Origin of the sequence: Hymenobacter psoromatis, assembly GCF_020012125.1 — a bacterium.
Lineage (GTDB): Bacteria > Bacteroidota > Bacteroidia > Cytophagales > Hymenobacteraceae > Hymenobacter > Hymenobacter psoromatis.
Genome location: NZ_JAIFAG010000001.1, coordinates 4050372 through 4068581 on the forward strand (window position 1 = coordinate 4050372; position 18210 = coordinate 4068581).

The following is an 18210-nucleotide window of genomic DNA, read 5'->3' on the forward strand; positions in this document are numbered from 1 at the left end:
TAATAATAAAGGTACGCATAAATTATATTTTAAATTGACCACTTGCTGAATAGTTGTTTTTGCTTGCTCAACAGTTCCAGAAAGGCAGCAAACGTTTTTATAATTTTTGAGTATACATTTTTATTATATATAACAAAAATGCCTTACCGCAGCATGCTAAACCAGCCTTTCTTTGGGAACCACTTCGCGCCGGGTCTATATAGCTAAGCTCACCAGTGCGCCCGCCTACTCTGCTGGTTGCAGCACCACGTAGCCCGCCACTACCTGCTCGTGGTAGCCGGCGGGCAGCAGCCGGCGCAGCAGCCGGTGCACCGGCTGCCCCCGATACGGCGGGTGCACCACGAACACCGCCCCCCGGTAGCGCGCCCAGAACGCCCGCACCTGCGCGGGAGCCAGCGGGGGCAGCCGGGCCAGCGAATCGGGGTGCTGCTGGGCCAGCAACAACGCGCGCAGCACCGGCTCGCGGCGAAACGCGGCGAAGGTGGCGGCCGGGATTCGGGCCAGGTAGCCGCCGGGCTGGGCCTTGTGGTGCTGGGTCTGGTAGAACATATCGGCCGCGTCCATCTGCCCCAGCTGGTGGTAGCCGTCCTGCACGCCAAACGGGATGGGAAATAGCACGCCCCCCGGCGCGCGCGCCGCCACCCGGTAGGCGGCCGGCACATCGGCGGCCCGCACCAGGGGGTAGGGAAGCACCTGAAACTCCAGAAACACTCCCACCAGCAGCGCGGCCGCCACCGCCCAGCCCCGCGCCGCCAGGCCGCGCCGCAGCCAGCCATCGAGCCCGAGGCTGACGGCCAGCGGCAGCAGCAACGACAGCAGCAGCACGTGCCGCGTGGAGCACCGGATATTATTCAAAAACGGGATGTAGTGCACCAGACTGGTGGGCAGCCGCAGCAAATCGTGGCCCTGCCAGCGCAGCTCGGGCATGGTGAGCGCCAAAAACAGCCCCACCAGCGCCCAGAACGGCCGGGTTTCGGCGAGAGCGGGGGTGGACGGCGGCGCGGCCCGCCGCCGCGCGCCGGCCGTGAGGGCCAGCCCCAGCGCCAGCAGCGGCAGCAGGTAGCCCACAAACAGCACGTGCTCCACCGACCCCGGATTGAGCAGGCGCGGGCTGTGCCAGAAGGCATTGGTGGCGGGCGTGGCCAGCCAGCGGTTGCCCAGCGGCGGCACCAGGTAGCCCGCCAGGTCGCCGCCCCAGTACAGCCCGGCGTTGTCATCAAAACCCAGCAGCCCCAATCCCCGCGAGAGAAAATGGCCCACCACGAGCAGCGCCGCCAGCCCCGCCCACGGCCACCAGCCCCGCCAGTTGATGGCCCCCAGCCGCAGCGCCCACCACGCCGCGTAGCCAGCCGAAAAATACAGCAGCCCCGCCAGCACGTAATAATCACTAAACAACGTGATGACTAACAACCCAAACGCCCCCAGCGCTGCCCATCGGCTTCGCAGGCGGGGCCACCAGCGGCCGGGCGCAAACGCGAACGCATCGAGGTAGGCCATGAGGTAGAATGGCACCGTGGCCGTGAGCAGCAGGTTGTCGTGGGCGGGCCAGCGGGCCAGCTTGTAGGGCGAATACGCGAACACGAAGCCCACCAGCCCGCACAGCAGCGGCTGCCGCACCCAGCGCCCGGCCAGCCGCGCCGCCCCTACCCCACTCCCCACGAAGCTCAGCAGCAGCCCCAGGTTGAGGGCGCGAAACTCCTGGCCCACCAGCACATTGAGCAAACCCAGCACCGGCGTGTAGGTGTGCAGCCACAGGCCCGTGCCTTCGGGGTAGAGCAGGGCGCGGGTGTGCAGGGGGTTGTGCCCGGCCGCTACCTGCTGCCGAAAATTCCAGACGTTCCAGATAAATACGCTGGGGTCGCCGTGCACCTCGCCCACGAAGGCCGTGCTCCACTCCCGGCTCAGCGGCCACGAGTACCAGCCAAACAGCGCCAGGTAGGCCAGGCCGGCCAGCAGCAGGCCGCGCCAGCCCAGGGCATTGGCGGTAAGTGGGGGGGTAGGAACCATGCGGCAACGGGCCGGGCAGCAGGCGCGCGGCCCCAACAAAAGTAGCCCGGCCGCAGTATCTAGCTTTGGTCCTTCACTTTTTGCCCCGCGCCATGCCCGTCGCCCGCCCCTTCAATTTTCAGCAGTGGATTGCCGACCACCGCCACCTGCTCAAGCCGCCCGTGGGCAACCAGCAGGTGTACAAGGATAATAAAGACTTCATCGTAATGGTAGTGGGCGGCCCCAACGCCCGCAAAGACTACCACGTGGACGAAGGCGAGGAATTATTCTTCCAGCAGGAAGGCACGATGACTGTCAAAATCATCGAAGACGGCCGGCCGGTAGACATTGAAATCAAGGCCGGCGAGATGTTTCTGCTACCGGGCGGCATTCCGCACTCGCCGCGCCGCCCAACCGGCACGGTGGGCCTGGTGCTGGAGCGCTACCGCCAGCCCGGCGAGCTCGATGGCTTCCAGTGGTACTGCGAAAACTGCGGCCACAAGCTCTACGAGGAGTTTGCCGAGATTACCGACATCGTGGCCCAGCTACCCCCCATCATGGACCGCTTCTGGGCCAACGACGACCTGCGCACCTGCAAGGTGTGCGGCACTTACATGGAAGCCCCGGCCAAGCTGCCGGCGTAGGGTAGGCGAGCGAGGGTGGTTGATTTACAATCAGGTATGTTTGTTGGCTTACTTTCTACGTTCAGAAAATCCGCCGGGCCTAGCTTGTAGAGACGCGACCCATCGCGTCTCTCTCACTCGAACGACCCCGGATGCCGAGAGACGCGATGGGTCGCGTCTCTACAAGCTCACCTTTTTTTCTCCCTACCCCATGCCCTTTCCCTGGTCCAAACGCCCCCTGGCCACCCCGCTGCCCCGTAAGCCCAAATCTGCCTCAAAGGAGTGGGCCAATTCGCTGCTGTTTGCGGTGGTCGCGGCCACGCTCATTCGCTGGTCGGCGGTCGAGGCGTATGTCATTCCTTCCGAAAGCATGGAGCACACGCTGCTCGTGGGGGATTATTTGTTTGTGAGCAAGCTTCACTACGGCCCCCGCACGCCCCAGACGCCGCTGCAAGTCCCGCTCACGCACCAAACGCTGCCGGGGCTGGACATCCCCAGCTATTCCGACCTCATTCAGCTGCCTACATACCGCTTTCCGGGTTTCAGCTCGGTGCAGCGCAACGATGTGGTCGTCTTCCACGTGCCGCACGAGCAGCAGCGCCCGGCCGACCTGCGCACCTTCCTCATCAAGCGCTGCATTGCGGTGGCCGGCGACACCCTGGAACTACGCCAGGGCCAGGTGTTTCTGAACGGGCAACCCGGCCCCATCGGCGGGCAGCCCCAGATAACCTACTTCATGGCCGTAGCCAACCCCAACGATGAGGTGCGCCAGGCCCTGCACGAGCAGGGGGTAGTGGATTATACCGAGCCCGACGGCCTGCCCGCGGCCACCACCGACCCCGAAACGGGCCAAACGGGCTATTACCTCAGCTGCCCGGCCCGCGTAGCCGCCTTTTTCCGCCGGCAGCCCTACGTGCGGGCGCTCACCGTAGCAGGCGGCATCCTGCCGGCCAATACCCTGTTCCCGGATGCGGCGGACTTCCACGTGTCGGGGGCCGTTAGCGCCGTGCCGCACCACTGGCAGCTCGATACCTACGGCCCGCTACCGGTGCCCAAACAGGGCCAGACGATTCAGCTGACGCCCGCCAACGCGGCAATGTACTATAAAATCGTAGCGCAATACGAGCACAACCAGGGCATTACCTGGCAGGACGGCATGATGCAGCAGCACGGCCAGCCGCTCACGCGCTACACCATAAAGCAGAACTACTACTTCATGATGGGCGACAACCGGCACAATTCGGAAGACTCCCGGTTCTGGGGTTTCGTGCCCGAAGACCACCTCGTGGGCAAAGCCGTGCTGGTCTGGTTCTCACTCGACCCCTACGCCGACTTCTTCCATAAAGTCCGCTGGAATCGGCTGTTTCGCCCGGTTAGTTAAGTGCCGCTAGTTTAGTGCTGCCAACTATCTTGCCTTTACCCGATGAAGCCGGCATTGAATTTTGGGGTCTGTGGCCGAAGATGGAGGGGTAGAGATTCCTCTCAAAATATTTTCTTTCATCGGGCGAAAATAGACTTTCTGGTAAAGTTGGGAGCAGTCCTTTTGCCCTTTGGTTCTGGAAAAAATTCCTTAACGTAATGTAAGTTATAAACCCAACCTTGGAATCGGTGCGATTTTGACCTTCTCTCTAGGGCGCGGCCGGCGTGGTACTTTTCTAACTTGCTACCTCGTTAGCTCACCCATCTTTCAACTAATGAAAGCACTTCTTTATTTACTGCTGACGCTCCTTTTGTTTCAGTGCGATACCAACCAATCACTTGCCGAGAATACCGAGTACAGCTCTAGAATTGCCCGTTTTAGTGACAACGAGGGCAATCCTTTTAACTGGGGTGCTACAACTAAGGAGATGAAAGCTTGGGCCAATGCGTCCAATTGGCAGCTCACCTCTCCGGTGATAAGAGATAATGGAGAGTATCCTGAATTAGAGCCTATCCGCTATTGGAAGGATGAACAAGATGGGGAATACCGCCAGTTAATTACGCTACTTTTCAAGAACAATCATCTAGTAGCTATCAACTTAGTTGCCACTGGGGGAATGGACACGGAACTTCAGAAGCTGTTCAACTACAAGTATGAAAAGCTGGGCAATAACATGTGGATGTCTAAGAGGGAGTAGGGAAAATCAATCGCTATGTTTAGGTGGCGGCCCTTTGGCCAGTCGTCGGAGCATAAGATGACAAAAACAGGCTTTGATAATAGCCTCCCTGACACGGGGATTGGTTTCGTAATCTCGGCCTGCCACGCGGCGGTACTTGCTCAGCCAGCCGAAGGAGCGTTCCACGACCCAGCGCCGGGGCAGTATCACAAAGCCCTTGGTGCCGGGCGGGGCCCGGATAACCTCCACGCGCAGGCCCAGCGCGGCGGCGGCCGTGGCCACCAGCGGTCCCTGGTAGCGGGCGTCGGCCCAAAGCACCTGCAACTGTGGGGCGTTGGCTTTGGCCTCGGCCAGCACCGGGGCTGCGCCCACGGGGTCTTGCACGCTGGCCGCCTGCACCAACACGGCCAAGGGTAGGCCCTGGGTATCGACCGCAATATGTCGCTTACGCCCAGTTACTTGCTTGCCGGCATCGTAGCCGTGACAGCCCCCCTTTTACCGCCCGTGCGCACGGATTACGAATCGATGGCCCCGGCCGTGGGTTCGGCCTCGCGGGTGAACTGGCGCAGTTGCTGACGCAGGCCGGTGAGCAGGCGGTCCCAGGTGCCGTTCTCGCGCCAGGCCTCGAACTGTTTGTAAACCGTACGCCAGGGCGGCAAATCGTGGGGCAGCAGGGGCCAGGCCCCGCCGGCCCGCAATTGGTAAAAGATGGCGTTGAGCAACTCGCGCTTACTGTGGAGCGGCGGCCGACCGAGACCACTACTACGCACGTAAGGCTCAAGTAATTGCCACTCGGCATCCGTTAAATCAGTAGCATAAGCAGCGCGAAACATAGACCAAATTTACATAGCGCTTTCTTTTCCCTAACCCCTCTAAAAGGGCTCAAGCAGGCGTGAAGCGTGACGATAGTCATGAAGAAGCAGGGGTCTTTTACCTCATTGGGGACTTGAAGATATACCCACCCAAACTTCAATAGGCTTAAGTCCTCGCTGTGGCTTTACCTGCAATGTGAGGCCACAGTATTTCTTCTACATTTACTCTCTACACATCTCTCACCTGTTCACAGTTATGTTCGGACTTTTCAAGGGGACCAAAGATTTCATAAATCTTGGAAACACTTTTTGCCTTGTCAATAGAGCCTTGGCGGACTTGATTCCAAAGGTTTACTTGGCCTCTGACAAGAGCGAGCATAATGAAGCTGTTATGACCCTTGCCTATGCCTGCAAAGCTGGCATAAATGACAGGCTAGATAAGCATGGATGGACCTTGCATTCAGGTATTTACGTTCCTTCAATGTCTAATAAGAATGTCACAATTCTAGAAGCCATTTATAAGACTGTTGGAGTCTTAAGAGACCTATCTGTCAACATGGATTTAGAATATGAGGTCGAACAGATACTAGAAGGGGGGGAGCTATTTAAGGTGTTCGACAGAACTTGTCCAAAGGTTTTTAAAGATAGAATCGGGCTTTAAAGCATTACCTAACTGCACTTTCTGGAATGGCTACTACTCTTGATGACCTCCGGTTTGACGAACAAGCTGAAAAAGATGAGGCTGAACAAGCCCGCATTGCTTCAATTAAAAGCTCAGTTCCTACTAAGGATACTGAAGATGATGACGAGGATAATTCTTCCGATTGGGATGATGACGAAGATGATGAAGAGCGAATTATGCGTTCCTTAGAGTCAGGCGACGGTGATTTGCACGGTTACTAGCCTAAGTCTGTGCTACTCCTTTTACGAGTTATAAATCACTGTGGCTGTTGCAGAACTCAAGCTGCGCATGCACTCACCTAAGCAGTTGACTAGAAAGTATTTGACACTAGGCAACCACGTGTTAAAAAGCCGACTACAGGGCTTTGGGTAGAGCGCAATCGCCACGCTGGCAGTCTGCTTGGGCTGGTGCTTGAGCAGCTTCTTCAAGTTGTAGGCAATCGCGCTGAGCAGCATGGCCTTATGAGCTGCCGCCCGGCCCTTGGTGCCGACCCGTCGGAGCCCGTAGTGGTGCAATAAGCTGCCAAAAACCGGCTCGACCGTGCGTTGCCGGACGCGGCGCATCCGCTGACCCGCCCGACTATGCTGCCGGTGCCAAGCGCGGCGATAAGCTGCATCGAAGGCCGAGCGTACAAACTTCTGCTGGGGCGCGGACGGGGTGCACGTCATCTTCTGCGGACACTACTGGCAGTCCTGATAGGCGGCCCGATAATTCTTGACCCAATTGCCATCTTGACTAGTGGCGAAGTTGCGGAAAGGGAGCAGCTTGCCCGCTGGGCAGCGAAACGCATCGGCCTCCGCCTCATACGTGAAGCCTTCGGCGGCTGGTTTATAAGCCCCAAAAACCGGAATCCAGGGCGTAATCCCTCGTTGTTCCAGGAACGCATAGTTGAAGCCGTTGGAGTAGCCGGTATCGGCGACGAAGTCGCGCAACGTCAACTCGTTGGCCGCTAGCCGGATTTGCAGCCGGGGTACCAGCTCCGGCACATAAGCACTATCGCGGCGGTCAGCAAAATCTGCTTGGATGTGGCTGATGAGGCCGCTGGCCGTGTCCACGGCCACGCTGCACAGATAGTTGAGGGCCCGCGCTTTGCCCGGCTTGACGGAGATGCGGGCCTCCGGGTCAGTGGGACTATAATGCGTTTTATTGCTCAGCAACTGGGCTTTGGGGTGATGCGCACCCAGCCCACCCGGCGCGGCTTGCCGCTTGGCCCGCCGGGTCGCTTCGCGGCGTAGCTGGTGGGTAGGCGCAGTAGGCACGAGGGGTGCTGAAGCGGGCGCTACCAACTCGCCGACGACTGTCAAGACGGGGGCTACGCTCGCTGACTTCTCGCGCAGACTGTCGAGCGAAGCTGCGGCCTTGACGGGGGCCGAGTCCACGACCTGCGTGTCGCCCGCCACCAGCCCGGCGCGCACGCACTGGGCAAACACCTGGTCGAACAGGTGCTCGAAGACGGCAGTTGGATAGAGTTGGCGGGTGCGGCTAATAGTCGAGTGCCAGGGCAGGTCCTCATCTACTTCGTAACCCAAAAAGTAGAGAATATCCAGCCGCGGCGCACTGCTCGATTAAGCGGCGGTCACTGACGATATTTTCCAGCCGGCCCACGAGCACCAGCTTGAAAAAGACGACCGGGTCCAGCGAAGGCTGCCCAGTATGGCTGTAGACCAGGCGCGTCTGCTCGCGTAGGAACTCCCAATCCAACAACTCGCCCAAGCGGCGGTAGAAATTATGCTTCGGCACGCGCTCGGAGAGGCGAAAGTGCCTGCTGACTTTGTCGACGAACTGCTTGTGGCCCTGCATAACCCTAAGATACCACTGGCCAGCCACCTACTTCTGCAACAGCCACGGTCGTTTACAATATGTAAAAGGCATAAGCCGCTACTACGTCAGCGTCTTACCTGGCTTCGGCACCGGCCCGGCAGCGGCAAACAGTTCGCGCAGCCGCGCGGGCGTTAGCGCCATAAAGTCGTTGATAACGATGAGCGGAGCCTGAAAGTCTTGCGCTTTCAACGTGGTAGTCACGGCTACGCAGGCCATTTTGGCGCGGTAGGCGGCCTGCTCACCCAAGATGGCATCCTCAAATACCAGGCAGTGGGCGGGCCCTACCCCCAGTTTTTGGGCTACCACGGCGTAAGTGTCGGCGTGGGGCTTGCCCTGGCGCACGTCGTCTTCGCCCACCACCACATCGAAGTAGCGGCGCAGGTCGAGGTGGTCGAGGATGTAGGCGAGGGTAGGGCCGCCCGAGCCGGTGCCGAGCCCGATTTTGAGGCCGGCGGCGCGGGCGGCCTGCAGAAACTCGACTAGGCCGGCCAGCGGCTTCCGTTGGTTCCAGTACAGGGTGCGGTAGAGAAACTCGCGCTGGGCGGCGTACTCCTTCAGCTGCTTTTGGGGCACTTTGTGGTGAAATACGCTTTGCAGAATCTCGGTGGCGGGCATCCCGTTGAGGCGGCGTAGCAGGCGGCGGGCGTTGGTGGCGAGGCCCAGGTCGCGGAACAGCAGCTGGAAGGCGCGGGCCTGCGCGGGGGTGTTGTGGATGAGCACGCCATCCATATCAAAAATAAGGGCTTGTAAATCGGGCATCGTTGGGTTGTCAGGTAACACAAGGGAAACACCAAGCGCTGTACGGCCCCGCCGGCCGCCGGGTATCTTTGCGGGCCGCTTTTTCACCGGCTTTCGCATGAAAAAACTCGGATTAGTACTACTGCTGGCCCTACCCGCCCTGCCGGCGCTGGCCCAGAAAAAGGGCCCGGCTCTGGCCCGCCCCAAGCTGGTGGTAGGCATCGTGGTGGACCAGATGCGCTACGACTATCTCTACCGCTACTGGGATAAGTTCGGCAGTGGTGGCTTCAAACGCCTTTTAGGTGAAGGCTTTAGCTACGAGAGCTGCCATTACAACTACGTGCCCACCTACACCGGGCCGGGCCACACCAGCATCTATACCGGCACCACGCCTGCCCACCACGGCATCGTGGGCAACAACTGGTTTGAGCGCGAAACGGGCCATTCGGTCTACGTGACCGACGACAAGACCGTGCAGGCCGTGGGCGGCACGGCGGCGGCCGGGCAAATGTCGCCGCGCCACAACCTGGCCACCACCATCACCGACGAGCTGCGGCTGGCCACCAATTTTCAGAGCAAAGTCATTGGCGTCTGCATCAAGGACCGGGGCAGCATCCTGCCCGCCGGCCACGCCGCCAACGCCGCCTACTGGTACGACGGTAGCAGCGGCAGCTTTATTAGCAGCACGTATTACCTGCCGGCGCTGCCCGATTGGGTGAATAAATTCAACGCCGCCGGCCACGCCGCCGAGTACCTCAGCCAGCCCTGGAACACGCTGCTGCCCATCGCGCAGTACACCGAAAGCACCCCCGACGACGTGCCCTGGGAGGCGGCGTTTAAGGGCGAGGCGCGGCCGGTATTTCCCCACGACCTGCCCGCGCTGAGCGCCAGCACGCCCGCCGCCGTGAAGGCCGCCGAAAAGGCTTCGGGGGAAAACCGGCCCGCCGCCACCGCCCCTACCCGCAACCTCGACCTCATCCGCTCCACGCCTTTCGGTAATTCGCTCACCGCCGACTTCGCCCTCGAAACCCTGCGCCAGGAGCAGATGGGCCAGCGCGGCCAGACCGATTTTCTGGCCCTCAGCTTCAGCAGCACCGACTACGTGGGGCACCAGTTTGGCACCACGGCCATCGAAACGGAGGACACTTACCTGCGCCTCGACCGCGACCTGGCCCGCCTGCTCGATGCCATTGATAAGCAGGTGGGTAAGGGTGAGGCGCTGGTGTTTCTGACCGCCGACCACGGGGCCGACCAGGCCGCCGGCTTCCTGGAGGCCCACCAGCTGCCGGGCGGCGGCCTGGGCACGGCCCAGCTCCGCGACTCGGTGCAGCGCGCCCTGGTGCGCGCCCACGGCCCCGGCCAGTGGGTACTCGACATGGAAAACCAGCAGTTCTACCTCAACCGGCCCCTGCTGACGGAGAAAAAGCTGGACCTGGCCCTGGTGCAGAACGAGGTGGCCGCCCTGCTGCGCCGCCAGCCGCACATTGCGCAGGCCATCGCGGCCACCGACTTGCAGCGTACTGCCTGGCCGGTGGGCCTGGGCATGTACCAGGCCAACGGCTTCTACGCCCCGCGCTCGGGCGACGTGCTGTTCGTGATGTCGCCGGGCTGGCTCGAAGCCTACGCCTACCCCGTGGTGAAGGGCACGACCCACGGCGTGTCGTGGGCCTACGACACCCACGTGCCGCTGCTGTGGTGGGGCTGGCACGTGCGCCATGGCGAATCGGCGGAAGAGGTTAAAATCGTGGATATTGCCCCCACCGTGGCCCGGTACTTGCACATTCAGGAGCCCAGCGCCTGCGATGGCGTACCGCTGCTGGACGTGCTGCGGTGAAAAATCCAGCTTTCCGTTGCTGTTTTACGTTACCGAGTTTTTATCTCCTACCCCTCCCAATACAGTGACCCAATTCAACCCCTGGCACGACGTTTCGCGCGGCGAAAACCTTCCTACTACCGTCACCGGCGTCATCGAAATTCCTAAAGGCAGCAAAGGCAAGTATGAGCTGGACAAGGAAAGCGGCTTGCTCAAGCTCGACCGCGTGCTGTTTTCGGCCGTGCACTACCCCGCCGCCTACGGCTTCATTCCGCAGACGTACTGCGACGACCACGACCCGCTTGATATCCTGGTGCTGTGCTCGGTTGATATTCCGCACATGTGCCTAGTCGAGGCCAAGGTTATCGGCGTGATGCAGATGCTGGACCAGGACGAGGAAGATGATAAAATAATTGCCGTGGCCGCCCACGACGTGTCGGTGAACCACTACAACGAGCTGGCCGACCTGCCGCCCTACATGATGCTGGAGATGCAGCGTTTTTTTGAGGATTATAAAGCCCTCGAAAATAAGCAAGTAGTGGTGAAGCAGTTTTTGGGCCGCGAAGATGCCTACCGCATCATCGACGCCAGCATTACGCTCTACAAAGAAACTTTCGGCGACCGGGCGAAGTAGCATTTCTGGCTTTTGCTTGTTTACGAAGAACGTCATGCCCCGCTTTGCCCGGCATGACGTTCTGGTAAGCAGGCTTTCTTTGCCCGACACTATGCCCGCCGCCCGCCGCGCCCTACCCCTGCGCCTGCTCGATGCGCTGCTTTTCAGCAGCGCCTGGCTGGCGCTGGCCGCCGCCGCCCAAACGGCGGTGGCCCTGCGCCAGGTACCGGCCGGGGGTGGCGTGGCCGGCCGGCACCTAGTGGTGCTGGTGTTCGCGGCCACGCTGGTGACGTATAATCTCGACGCGGCGCTGCCCTTCAAGTACCGGCTGCCGCCGGGCACCTCGGGGCGTAAAAACTGGCAGCAGCGCCACCGCCCGGCGCTGCTGGCGCTGGCCATTGGGGCGGGCCTCACCGACGTGTACCTGCTGCTGACCGATGGCTGGGTACGGTTCCTACCCCTGCTGCTGCCGCTTACGGCGCTGGCCGTGGGCTATTCGTGGCCGGTGCTGCGGTGGCGGGGCCGCTGGCGCGCCATCCGGGAGGTGCCGCTGCTCAAGGTTTTTCTCATTGCGGGGGTGTGGACGGCCGTGACGGGCGGCCTGCCCGCGCTGGCCCTGCACGAGCCACTGACTTCAGTGCAGGGGCTGCTGGCCCAGCGCTTTTGCCTGGTCACGGGCCTGGCCATCGTCTTCGACATCCGCGACTACTCACGCGACCGGGCGGCGGGCCTGCGCACCTTCCCCGTGGTGCTGGGGGTAGGCGGGGCGCAGGCCGTGGCCGTGGGCTTCGTGGTGGCTGCCGCGGCCGTGGGCCTGTTGCGCGGGGGTGCGCCGCTGGCCGTGCTACTACCCACCGCACTGGCGGCAGCCGTTATTCTGGCCGCCCAGGAAACGCGGGGCGACTATTTCTTCGCCCTGCTCACCGATGGCGTGCTGCTGGTGCAGGCGGCGGCGTACTTTGTGCTTTGAGAGGCTATCCGGCCAAGCGGCTCCTGATTATTTGGGCTGGGGCTTCATCTTGGGCCGAACGTCAGCGGGTGTGCTGTGCCGCCGGAATTTCTGGCCCAGCTCCTGGGTGTTTTTCACCACTTTGGGGCCGGTATAGCTTTTGGCGCGGTGTCGGGCTACGGCCGTGGTGGTATCGGGCCGCGCCGCCGCCCGGCGGGCGGGCGGGGCGGTTTGGGCCTGGGCCTGGGCCGCCAGGCTACTTACTACCAGGGTGGTGATGAGAAGGGGCAGGGTCTTTTTCATAGCTGAGAGTTATAGGTAGACAAGGACGCAAGAAGCTGTTTATTAGTTGCTCGACTGTGAGTACAACGATTTAGAGGGGGTAGGAAAAGCGCAGTTCGCCGCAAAAGCTTGCGACACTGGGCGGAGATGCCTTACCAGGTAGCCGACTGGTCTGGCGCGCCTAGACTGGCCGCCGATGGGTGGCGCGTAACTAAGCATTTTTCGCGCTGCTGAAACCGGCCCCAGCAGCCACAAAAGGACCTTTGCGGGCTACCCGATAGTAAAAGACAAAGTTTTAAGGAGAAGCAAGTTATCGATGTAGCTTTACGGCCGCCGCTCTACGTTGGCGCGGCTGTTTCTCACCCTAACTCCTTCTTTCCAAATGAGTAAAAATTTGCTCGAAACCGTTCAGCAGTATTTCGCGGGTGACACCGCACGCCAGGCCAGCACGGCGCTCGGCGAATCAGAAGGCGGCGTAAGCACGGCCTTGCACAGCATTGTTCCGATGGTGCTGGGCGGATTATTCGCCCACTCGCAGCAGCCCGGCGGGGCCGCCAACCTGCTGGGAATGGCGCAGCAAGCCCACAGCAATGGTCTGCTCGGCAACCTGAGCGGCCTGCTCGGCGGCCTTGGCACTACCAGCACTGCTACCCCGGCCGCCGACGGCGGCCTACTCAGCCGCGGCACTGACCTGCTACGCTCCGTGCTGGGCAGCGGCTACACGCCCGCCGTGGAGGGCGTGAGCCAGCAGGCCGGCGTGAGTTCATCCAGCGTGAGCAGCCTAATGAGCATGGCCGTGCCGGTGGTGCTGGGCCTGCTGGGCCGCCACGCGGCCACCAACAACTTGGATGCCAATGGCCTGGGTAACTACCTGGGTGAGCAGAAAAGCTCCATTATGGGCGCGCTAGGCAACCTGCCGGGCGGGCTGGGCAACCTGCTGGGCGGCCTCGGGCTGGGCGGCGCGGCGGCGGGCCTGGGCAGCAGCTTGGGTAGCAACGTAACGGCCGCGGCCGACCGCACCGGCGCGGCCGTGCACACGGCGGCCCGCGAGGTCGAAACCACGGCGGCTTCGCCTAGTCGCTGGCCCTGGCTGCTACTACTGCTGCTGGGCATAGCGGCGCTGGTGTATTTCATGCGCGGCTGCAATAAGGATGCTACCCCCGCCGCTACGACGACGACCACGACCGCTGACACGACCCGGACGATAGCCGCCGCCCCAATGGCCGCGCCCACCGGCCGCTTCGACACCGGCACCGGCAACTACATCTACGACACCGGCACCAACACCACCCTCAAGCTAGCCGATGGCACCACCCTCACCGTGGGCGAGAACTCGACCGAGGCGCGGCTGTTTAAATTTCTGAATGACAAGTCGCAGACCGTGAGCGAGGATAAAACCCAGGGCTGGATTAGCCTCGACCGGGTATACTTCAACACCGGTAAGTCAACGCTCACCAACGAGTCTTTGGCGCAACTCAAGAACCTGGGGGCCATCCTCAAAGCCTTCCCCGACGCGACCTTCAAGCTGGGTGGCTACACCGACAACACGGGTGCCGCCGCCCAAAATGTGCTGCTGAGCGCCGACCGCGCCAATGCGGCCCGCATGGCTGTGGTATCTAATGGCATCGCGCCCGGTCGCGTTACGGCCGAAGGCTACGGCCAGGAGCACCCCCTGACCAGCAACGACACGCCTGAGGGCCGCGCCCAAAACCGCCGCGTAGACGTGCGCGTGACCAAGAAGTAGCCCGCCGCCTTTGGGCCAGCTACGCAAAAAAGCACCTCTCTGCTGGCCAGGGAGGTGCTTTTTTGCGTAGCTGAGCTCCCCCCGCCCGTAGCCCTACCCCCCCGGCGCGGCTGCAATTCTTAGCAGCCACTTGCAACTATCAAGCGGTTATTTTTATCTATCTTTCTACTTAACAGTAATTTCTACCTACTCCTTTTCTCTTTAAGCAAAATCATGAAGCAGATTATTCTATTTACTCTCAGCGCGTTGGCTATACCGGTGCTCAGCCATGCCCAGGCAGGGCAGCCGGTGCGCTTTGGCCTGAAGGCCGGGGCTAGCCTCTCCAGCATTGCGGGGAAGGGCACCAACGACTACCCCGTTTCGCCCCTGGCAGGGGGGGTAGGCGGGATGTTTGCCACGGTGCCACTGGGCACTTCGCAGCGCTGGTTTTTGCAGCCCGAGCTGCTGTATAGCCAGCAGGGCTTCAGCCTAAGCCACCCTGCAACTAACTATAATGCGTCGTTCCGCTCCGATTACCTCAAGCTGCCCGTGTTGCTGGGCTTCACGCGCAAGGGCTTTTTTGCCGCCGTGGGTCCCCAGGTGGGCTACCTCGTCCGGGTGCGCAACACCTACCGCTTTCCTGACTATTCGCAGACGGGTGGGGCTTCACAGGACATTATCGTAAAGGTCAGCAACGACCTACGCTACTATCAGCGCTGGGAGTTTTCGGCAGTGGCGGCCGTGGGCTACCGCTGGCAGTGCGGGGCCGGCATCGAACTGCGCTACAGCGATACCTTTTTCAACCAATCGCACGATAACCTGACTAGCAACTACGGCTACCCCCAAGCACATAGCCTGAGCGGGCAGGTGCAGGCAAGCTACGTATTACCTTGGCACTAAGAGCCTAGCGCGTGAGCGCCCGCAGGGCCGGGCCGATATAGTCCACCAAATCGCCGGCTACCATCCCGGCTTCGCCGGTTTGGGCCGTGGCCAGGTCACCGGCGTGGCCGTGGGCCAGCACGGCGAGGCGAGCGGCCGTGAGGGCATCGAGCTGCGCGTGGGCGCGCAGGGCCAGCACGAGGCCGGTGAGCACGTCGCCGCTGCCGCCGGTGCCCATGCCGGGGTTGCCGGTGGTATTGAAATACACCTGGCCATCGGGCGCGGCCACGGCGGTATAGGCCCCTTTCAGGATGACGACGCAACGGTATTGCTGCACGAATTCGCGCAGCAAAGCGAGCCGGTGATAGTCGTCCGAGGTCTTCTCGGTGAGGCGCGCAAACTCGCCGATGTGGGGCGTGAGCACGGTATCGGGGGGTAGCAAAGCCAGCAGCTCGCGGTGCGCGCCCAGCAGGTTGAGCGCGTCGGCATCAATAACTAGCGGCACTTTAGCCTCGCGCAGCAGCTTTTCCACCACGGCGCGGCTGGCCTCGTGCTGGCCCAGGCCGGGACCGATGCCAATAGCCTGGTAGTCTTTTAGGTCGGGTAGTTCGCTGATGAAATCGGCCGCCGGGTCGGGCAGGCACATGGCCTCGGGCCGGGTGGTCTGGATGATGTCGTAACCGCAGCCGGGCACCCGCACCGTGAGCAGCCCTACCCCCCCGCGCAGGCAAGCCCCGGCGCTGAGCACGGCCGCACCCACTTTGCCCCGGCTGCCGGCCAGCAGCAGCGCGTGCCCGAAGGTGTTTTTGTAGGCAAACTTGCCTCGCCGGGGCAGCGTCACGTCGGGCCGCGGCGCGCTCAGCTCCTGGTCAAAGCCCCCTACCCCCGGCATCCGGGTCAGGTGCCAGGGCGAGGCGGCTTTTTCGATAAACTGCTGGCTTAGGCTGATGTCCACCACCTCCCATTCGCCCACGTACTCCGCATTTTGCGGCAGCAAAAACGCCAGCTTGGGCAATCCAAAACTCACCGTGTGGCGGGCGCGCACCACGGGCGCGGCCGGGTCGGGCTGGGGCGCATCGGCCAGCAGGCCGCTCGGCAAATCCACGGCCAGTACGCGGGCGCAGCTCTCATTGAGGTGCCGCACCACGGCGGCGGCCAGCCCGGTGAGCGGCCGGCTGAGGCCGGTGCCGAATAGCGCATCCATCACGAGCGTGCCGGGCGGAATGGGGGGTAGGGCGTCGGCGGCCAGCTCGACTACTGGCACGGCGGCCGGCAGGCGCTGGCTTTGCTGCTGATAATCAGCGGAGTAGCGGCCGGCGGGCAGGGTAGCCACCCGCGCCGGGAAGCCGGCCTCGTGTAGCAGGCGGGCCAGGGCCAGGCCGTCGCCGCCGTTGTTGCCGGGGCCGCACAGCAGCAGGATATCGGCGGGCTTTTCGGACAGATATTCGCCATAGAGCCAGCGCAGTAACCCTTGGGCGGCGCGGTCCATAAGCTGCAGCGAGGTAATGCCCTGCTCGGCAATAGTGGCCTGGTCGAGGTCGTGGGTTTGGGTGGCGGTGAGGAGTTTCATAAAAGGTAGGATGCGCCTTGGCTAGCCGGGCAGTGGCTGACTAAGAAACGGTTTAGCCGCTTTGGACGTTTTAAAACGGCAAGCTAAAGCTTACCCTACATCCCTACCCCTATGCAAACCTGGAACGACGTTATCCGCCTGGCCAACAACGGCAGCCCTACCCCCCCCCGCCGCCTGGAGAAGACCAATGCTGAGTGGAAAAAAGAACTCACCCCCGAGCAGTACCACGTTACCCGCGAGCACGGTACCGAGCGCGCCTTTACCGGCGAGTACTGCGAGGCCCACGAGGCCGGCCTCTACGCCTGCGCGTGCTGCGGCACCCCGCTCTACGACTCGCGCACTAAGTTTGAGAGCGGCACTGGCTGGCCTAGCTTCACGCAGCCCGTGGAAGATAACGTGATTAAGTACAAAAAAGATGTCAGCTACGGCATGACCCGCGTGGAGGCGCTCTGCAACGTGTGTGATGCCCACCAGGGTCACGTTTTCCCCGACGGCCCCGCGCCCAGTGGCCTGCGCCTGTGCATCAACTCGGCCGCCGTGCGGCTGGTGACGACCAAGGAGCCGGCCGCGCAGTAGCGATTGCGTTACCGAAAAGAAGAACGTGATGCTTCGACAAGCTCAGCATCACGTTCTTCTTTAGCTGACGTTCTGTTTTATCTTTAATACCCGTTCTCTCTTCCCTACCCCCACCTACCCGCCCCATGTCCCTGCTATTCACTGATTTTGCTTCTTGGCAAGCGCACTGCACCGCCACGGGCGAGCCGCTCTACCAGCCGGTGCTGGCCTACGAAATCGAGCAAAAAGGTGCTTTGGAGGCCCACATTTGGCCCACTTTGCAACGGGCCTACGACGTAATGCGCGAGGCCGTGCACGAGGGCCAGACCGGCAACATGACCTCGCGCTCGGGCATGATAAATAACGGGGCCAAGAAGATTGCCGCCTCCCCCATCACGGTGCTCTCGCCGGAATTCAAGCAACTGGTCATAAGCGCCTTGGGCGCGAAGGAAGTGAACTCGTGCATGGGCCGGGTGGTGGCCGCGCCTACGGCCGGCGCATCGGGCATTTTGCCGGGTGTGCTCACCACCATCCAGCGCATTCACGGGCTCAGTGACCATAAAATTCTGGAAGGCCTGCTGGTGGCGGCGGGTATCGCGCTCATCATCGAGCAGAATGCCTCGCTGGCTGGGGCCGTGGGCGGCTGCCAGGCCGAAACCGGCTCGGCCGCCGCGATGGGCGCGGGAGCTATCGTGTACTGCCTGGGCGGCTCGGTGGAAGAGACGTTTGCGGCCGTGGCCATCACCATTCAGTGCATGCTGGGGCTGGTCTGCGACCCCGTGGCGGGCCTCGTGGAGGTGCCCTGCGTGGTGCGCAACGCCTCGGCGGCGGCCATTGCCTTCTCCTCGGCCCAGATTGCCATCGCGGGCGTAGACCCCGTGATTCCGGTGGACCAGTGCGTGGCGGCCCTCGGCGAAGTGGGCCAGAGTATGGAAACCCGCTACAAGGAAACCGCCCTCGGCGGCCTAGCCAACACCCGGCGGGGTAGGGAAATCGAAAAAATGGTGCTGGTGCAGGACGTTAATATCCTGCCGGATGAGTAGTCATTTGTTATTGCTGCGCTGCGCT

20 protein-coding genes and 1 pseudogene are annotated in these 18210 nt (G+C 61.9%); 12 read left to right on the plus strand and 9 right to left on the minus strand.

The window, feature by feature from the left end; genetic code table 11:
* Positions 1-225: 225 nt before the first annotated feature.
* Positions 226-2007: a DUF6311 domain-containing protein gene (locus LC531_RS17440; protein ID WP_223652544.1), complete on the minus strand. Its 1782-nt coding sequence runs from the start codon at positions 2005-2007 to the stop codon at positions 226-228.
* Between the two features lie 92 nt (positions 2008-2099).
* Between LC531_RS17440 and LC531_RS17445 the strand changes: the two genes are divergently transcribed.
* From LC531_RS17445 to LC531_RS17455, 3 genes are all read left to right on the plus strand, one after another.
* Positions 2100-2630 carry a 3-hydroxyanthranilate 3,4-dioxygenase gene (locus LC531_RS17445; RefSeq protein ID WP_223652547.1) on the plus strand — a complete coding sequence of 177 codons (531 nt, stop codon included), beginning with the start codon at positions 2100-2102 and terminating at the stop codon, positions 2628-2630.
* A gap of 190 nt (positions 2631-2820) precedes the next feature.
* On the plus strand, positions 2821-3990 hold the full coding sequence (lepB, locus tag LC531_RS17450) for a signal peptidase I (RefSeq protein WP_223652550.1): 1170 nt from the start codon (positions 2821-2823) through the stop codon (positions 3988-3990).
* 313 nt (positions 3991-4303) lie between these two features.
* Positions 4304-4726, plus strand: coding sequence for a hypothetical protein (locus LC531_RS17455; protein WP_223652552.1), 423 nt, complete (start codon positions 4304-4306; stop codon positions 4724-4726).
* A gap of 6 nt (positions 4727-4732) precedes the next feature.
* Here the strand turns inward: LC531_RS17455 and LC531_RS23025 are convergent.
* Both LC531_RS23025 and LC531_RS23030 read right to left on the minus strand, forming a co-directional pair.
* A pseudogene (locus tag LC531_RS23025) lies at positions 4733-5176 on the minus strand (transposase); the annotation flags it as partial.
* Between the two features lie 44 nt (positions 5177-5220).
* On the minus strand, positions 5221-5538 hold the full coding sequence (locus LC531_RS23030) for a transposase (RefSeq protein WP_416138595.1): 318 nt from the start codon (positions 5536-5538) through the stop codon (positions 5221-5223).
* Positions 5539-5773: 235 nt separating this feature from the next.
* Here LC531_RS23030 and LC531_RS17465 point away from each other — a divergent pair, with 235 nt between their 5' ends.
* Complete coding sequence (locus LC531_RS17465; protein ID WP_223652554.1) at positions 5774-6178, plus strand: hypothetical protein; 405 nt, start codon at positions 5774-5776, stop codon at positions 6176-6178.
* 26 nt (positions 6179-6204) lie between these two features.
* Positions 6205-6420 carry a hypothetical protein gene (locus tag LC531_RS17470; RefSeq protein WP_223652556.1) on the plus strand — a complete coding sequence of 72 codons (216 nt, stop codon included), beginning with the start codon at positions 6205-6207 and terminating at the stop codon, positions 6418-6420.
* Positions 6421-6441: 21 nt separating this feature from the next.
* On the opposite strand, the gene LC531_RS23035 is transcribed toward LC531_RS17470, so the two are convergent.
* From LC531_RS23035 to LC531_RS17490, 4 genes are all read right to left on the minus strand, one after another.
* Positions 6442-6867: a transposase gene (locus tag LC531_RS23035; RefSeq protein WP_223652558.1), complete on the minus strand. Its 426-nt coding sequence runs from the start codon at positions 6865-6867 to the stop codon at positions 6442-6444.
* Between the two features lie 12 nt (positions 6868-6879).
* Positions 6880-7728 (minus strand): transposase, encoded by an 849-nt coding sequence (locus LC531_RS17480; RefSeq protein ID WP_262903301.1) that lies wholly within the window; start codon positions 7726-7728, stop codon positions 6880-6882.
* Complete coding sequence (locus LC531_RS17485) at positions 7709-7999, minus strand: transposase (protein ID WP_262903302.1); 291 nt, start codon at positions 7997-7999, stop codon at positions 7709-7711. The genes LC531_RS17480 and LC531_RS17485 overlap by 20 nt, the downstream gene beginning before the upstream one ends.
* Before the next feature lie 81 nt (positions 8000-8080).
* Positions 8081-8779 carry an HAD family hydrolase gene (locus LC531_RS17490; protein ID WP_223652560.1) on the minus strand — a complete coding sequence of 233 codons (699 nt, stop codon included), beginning with the start codon at positions 8777-8779 and terminating at the stop codon, positions 8081-8083.
* Between the two features lie 97 nt (positions 8780-8876).
* Here LC531_RS17490 and pafA point away from each other — a divergent pair, with 97 nt between their 5' ends.
* The 3 genes from pafA to LC531_RS17505 all read left to right on the plus strand — a co-directional run bounded on the left by pafA (position 8877) and on the right by LC531_RS17505 (position 12154).
* The gene (gene pafA / locus LC531_RS17495; RefSeq protein ID WP_223652562.1) at positions 8877-10592 is read left to right on the plus strand and encodes an alkaline phosphatase PafA; all 1716 of its coding nucleotides are present in this window, start codon (positions 8877-8879) and stop codon (positions 10590-10592) included.
* 64 nt (positions 10593-10656) lie between these two features.
* Complete coding sequence (locus tag LC531_RS17500; RefSeq protein ID WP_223652563.1) at positions 10657-11205, plus strand: inorganic diphosphatase; 549 nt, start codon at positions 10657-10659, stop codon at positions 11203-11205.
* 91 nt (positions 11206-11296) lie between these two features.
* On the plus strand, positions 11297-12154 hold the full coding sequence (locus LC531_RS17505) for a UbiA prenyltransferase family protein (RefSeq protein WP_223652564.1): 858 nt from the start codon (positions 11297-11299) through the stop codon (positions 12152-12154).
* A gap of 27 nt (positions 12155-12181) precedes the next feature.
* Here LC531_RS17505 and LC531_RS17510 read toward each other — a convergent pair whose 3' ends face one another.
* On the minus strand, positions 12182-12436 hold the full coding sequence (locus tag LC531_RS17510; protein ID WP_223652565.1) for a hypothetical protein: 255 nt from the start codon (positions 12434-12436) through the stop codon (positions 12182-12184).
* A gap of 361 nt (positions 12437-12797) precedes the next feature.
* Here LC531_RS17510 and LC531_RS17515 point away from each other — a divergent pair, with 361 nt between their 5' ends.
* Both LC531_RS17515 and LC531_RS17520 read left to right on the plus strand, forming a co-directional pair.
* Positions 12798-14159, plus strand: coding sequence for an OmpA family protein (locus LC531_RS17515; protein ID WP_223652566.1), 1362 nt, complete (start codon positions 12798-12800; stop codon positions 14157-14159).
* Positions 14160-14372: 213 nt separating this feature from the next.
* Positions 14373-15038, plus strand: a complete 666-nt coding sequence (locus tag LC531_RS17520; RefSeq protein WP_223652567.1) for a porin family protein — start codon at positions 14373-14375, stop codon at positions 15036-15038.
* Between the two features lie 4 nt (positions 15039-15042).
* Here LC531_RS17520 and LC531_RS17525 read toward each other — a convergent pair whose 3' ends face one another.
* Complete coding sequence (locus tag LC531_RS17525; RefSeq protein WP_223652568.1) at positions 15043-16587, minus strand: NAD(P)H-hydrate dehydratase; 1545 nt, start codon at positions 16585-16587, stop codon at positions 15043-15045.
* 111 nt (positions 16588-16698) lie between these two features.
* Between LC531_RS17525 and msrB the strand changes: the two genes are divergently transcribed.
* Together msrB and sdaAA are read left to right on the plus strand one after the other, a co-directional pair.
* A complete protein-coding gene (gene msrB, locus LC531_RS17530) occupies positions 16699-17163 on the plus strand; it encodes a peptide-methionine (R)-S-oxide reductase MsrB (protein ID WP_223652569.1) in 465 nt (154 codons plus the stop codon).
* Between the two features lie 125 nt (positions 17164-17288).
* On the plus strand, positions 17289-18185 hold the full coding sequence (gene sdaAA, locus LC531_RS17535) for an L-serine ammonia-lyase, iron-sulfur-dependent, subunit alpha (protein WP_223652571.1): 897 nt from the start codon (positions 17289-17291) through the stop codon (positions 18183-18185).
* Positions 18186-18210: the final 25 nt, after the last annotated feature.

Bases quoted from the DNA above. Each gene is read 5' to 3' on its own strand.
- LC531_RS17440 (WP_223652544.1), bottom strand. From the start codon at position 2,007: ATGGTTCCTACCCCCCCACTTACCGCCAATGCCCTGGGCTGGCGCGGC.
- LC531_RS17445 (WP_223652547.1), top strand. From the start codon at position 2,100: ATGCCCGTCGCCCGCCCCTTCAATTTTCAGCAGTGGATTGCCGACCAC.
- lepB (WP_223652550.1), top strand. From the start codon at position 2,821: ATGCCCTTTCCCTGGTCCAAACGCCCCCTGGCCACCCCGCTGCCCCGT.
- LC531_RS17455 (WP_223652552.1), top strand. From the start codon at position 4,304: ATGAAAGCACTTCTTTATTTACTGCTGACGCTCCTTTTGTTTCAGTGC.
- LC531_RS23030 (WP_416138595.1), bottom strand. From the start codon at position 5,538: ATGTTTCGCGCTGCTTATGCTACTGATTTAACGGATGCCGAGTGGCAA.
- LC531_RS17465 (WP_223652554.1), top strand. From the start codon at position 5,774: ATGTTCGGACTTTTCAAGGGGACCAAAGATTTCATAAATCTTGGAAAC.
- LC531_RS17470 (WP_223652556.1), top strand. From the start codon at position 6,205: ATGGCTACTACTCTTGATGACCTCCGGTTTGACGAACAAGCTGAAAAA.
- LC531_RS23035 (WP_223652558.1), bottom strand. From the start codon at position 6,867: ATGACGTGCACCCCGTCCGCGCCCCAGCAGAAGTTTGTACGCTCGGCC.
- LC531_RS17485 (WP_262903302.1), bottom strand. From the start codon at position 7,999: ATGCAGGGCCACAAGCAGTTCGTCGACAAAGTCAGCAGGCACTTTCGC.
- LC531_RS17490 (WP_223652560.1), bottom strand. From the start codon at position 8,779: ATGCCCGATTTACAAGCCCTTATTTTTGATATGGATGGCGTGCTCATC.
- pafA (WP_223652562.1), top strand. From the start codon at position 8,877: ATGAAAAAACTCGGATTAGTACTACTGCTGGCCCTACCCGCCCTGCCG.
- LC531_RS17505 (WP_223652564.1), top strand. From the start codon at position 11,297: ATGCCCGCCGCCCGCCGCGCCCTACCCCTGCGCCTGCTCGATGCGCTG.
- LC531_RS17510 (WP_223652565.1), bottom strand. From the start codon at position 12,436: ATGAAAAAGACCCTGCCCCTTCTCATCACCACCCTGGTAGTAAGTAGC.
- LC531_RS17515 (WP_223652566.1), top strand. From the start codon at position 12,798: ATGAGTAAAAATTTGCTCGAAACCGTTCAGCAGTATTTCGCGGGTGAC.
- LC531_RS17520 (WP_223652567.1), top strand. From the start codon at position 14,373: ATGAAGCAGATTATTCTATTTACTCTCAGCGCGTTGGCTATACCGGTG.
- LC531_RS17525 (WP_223652568.1), bottom strand. From the start codon at position 16,587: ATGAAACTCCTCACCGCCACCCAAACCCACGACCTCGACCAGGCCACT.
- msrB (WP_223652569.1), top strand. From the start codon at position 16,699: ATGCAAACCTGGAACGACGTTATCCGCCTGGCCAACAACGGCAGCCCT.
- sdaAA (WP_223652571.1), top strand. From the start codon at position 17,289: ATGTCCCTGCTATTCACTGATTTTGCTTCTTGGCAAGCGCACTGCACC.